Here is a 1,953-nt window from a genome sequence, read left to right as displayed (position 1 = left end):
GGTCTGGTCGATGACAATCTTCCCCGCCGATAAGCCGGCGGCGAGTCCCTCTGGGCCCGAGACAAGCTGCAGAACGTCGGAACTWCGTGGCAAGCAGATCACGACCGCGTCGCATTTCCGTCCGAGGTCTGCGGCAGATGCAGCCACGCTGGCGCCAAGGCCTTTGAACACCTCGAGCGCCTGGGCATTGAGGTCCCAGACGAAAAGATCGTGTTTGCCGATGAAACGTCGCGCAAGTTCTCCTCCAAGCGCGCCGAGACCTACGTATCCAACCTTCATTGCAATGTCTCCTGTTCGTGTTTGCTTGTTCTTTCGCCCTGCTTTCAGCTGCGTTCAGCCCACATTTGGGACATGCGGAACCGCCGTGTCGCAGAGATCAACGTGCACTATTCACTGCCCAACTTGAGGCTGTTCGCCTGACGCTTCTCCAGCGCTGACTTCAGCAGAGCCGCAGAGCGGAAGATTCCGTGCGCGAACTTTCCGTACGGGAGTGTCGCGAAGAGCGCCATGACAATGCCGAGATGGATGGCGAGCAGGCTAGGCATAGCCCCGGACTCCCTGAATGCAAGCAGTGCCAAGCCCGATGCGCTCGTGAGCAACAGGAGCACAATGAACCCGATGTCCATTGGCCGTTGTCGCAGATCTGAACGATTCGGGTCACGATGCAGATTCAACCAGAGGAGGCCGAAGGGCCCGACTATCAGTCCCACGCCACCCGCGGTGCCAAGGAGAACCGGGGCGCTTAGCAGCGGGTACGGCGCATGCATTTCGAACGCGTAGTGGTACAACGTTGCGACAGATGTGGCAGCAAAGCAAAGTAAGAATCCATAGAACGTGAGGTGGTGGAAGCGTCGTCTCCACAACGTGAACTTATCGTCTGCCTCATTGCAGCCTGCCCCATGACCGCCATCCAGATACTTCAGCGTCAGCACGTTTGAGGTGGCCTCGGCAATAGCTCCGGCACCAAGGCCATTGACCGATAGCGCACGCCAGAATCGTGATACCCCGATTGCCAATGCGAGCAAGGAAAATCCAAAAACAGCACCGAAAAGCGCGGCCAGGAGGTTGTGCGGGAAGATCGCGTAGAAGTTCGCTGCCAGACCATCCTGAACCAGGGATCCTTCGGTTACCACCATCGCCAGGATCAGAAACAGCGCCAACCCAGTGGACAAGGCAACAGCAACAGTTGTCCCGTTGTTGCGATACAGACGGCCGAACGTGGCCGGCCACGCGTACTCGGTGTAGGTCTGCAGGCGTACGCGCGCCATCGCCTGGGGCACGTTGACCCGGAAGTCATGAGGAGGGGCATACTGGCAGGCGTGATAGCAGGCACCGCAGTTGTGACATAGGTTCGCCAGATAGTTGACGTCCGCCTTGTGAAACTCAAGACGTCGCGTCATTGCCGGAAATACTGCGCAGAAGCCTTCGCAGTACCTGCACGCATTGCAGATCTGCATCTGGCGAGAGACCTCGGCTTCGTCGTCTGTAAGCGGCAACACCGCGATCTGACGCAGTTTCGCGGACGCAGAGGTCGATTGGTCAGCTAGCGACTCTGCCTCCTTTACCAAAAGTTCCAAGTCATGCATAGCTTTCTGTCCGCTTGATAGTGGCAACCCGCGCTGCCTGAGTTCCTGCGATCCGTCCAAATGCCGTTCCGATCGACATACCGACACCGGCCGTATAGCCTTGCCCCAGAACATTGCCAGCCATCATCTCGCCCGCCACAAAGAGGTTGTCGCTCGGACTGCCATCAAAGTGGACTTGCGCCAAGTCGTTTACCTTGAGTCCCAGATAGGTGAATGTGATACCAGGTCGTAGCGCGTAGCCGAAATACGGCGGCCTATCGATAGGCAGCGCCCAGTGGGTCTTCGGCGGGTTCACACCCTCTGTCTGGCAATCGTCGAGGGCTGTATGGTCGAACGTCCCCACTCGACAGCCTGCGTTGTATCGCTC

3 protein-coding genes are annotated in these 1,953 nt (G+C 58.2%); all 3 read right to left on the bottom strand.

The features are described 5' to 3' along the window. Positions 1-279: NAD(P)-binding domain-containing protein (locus AC1DO7_RS41080; RefSeq protein ID WP_477117556.1), on the bottom strand; the 279-nt coding region annotated here is incomplete at its 3' end. Positions 280-386: 107 nt separating this feature from the next. After that, positions 387-1,586, bottom strand: coding sequence for a tricarballylate utilization 4Fe-4S protein TcuB (gene tcuB / locus AC1DO7_RS41075; protein WP_441620758.1), 1,200 nt, complete (start codon positions 1,584-1,586; stop codon positions 387-389). Continuing rightward, positions 1,579-1,953 (bottom strand): FAD-binding protein (locus AC1DO7_RS41070; RefSeq protein WP_477117555.1); only part of this gene is annotated, 375 nt, incomplete at its 5' end. The genes tcuB and AC1DO7_RS41070, both read right to left, overlap by 8 nt.

It is taken from the genome of Cupriavidus sp. 05N40 (genome assembly GCF_056397305.1).
Note: the sequence above shows the minus strand (reverse complement) of the source record. Positions and strands in the feature narration are given on the sequence as shown.

What these genes read in the sequence shown, in the direction of transcription:
- tcuB (WP_441620758.1), bottom strand. Translation starts at nt 1,586, where the DNA reads ATGCATGACTTGGAACTTTTGGTAAAGGAGGCAGAGTCGCTAGCTGAC.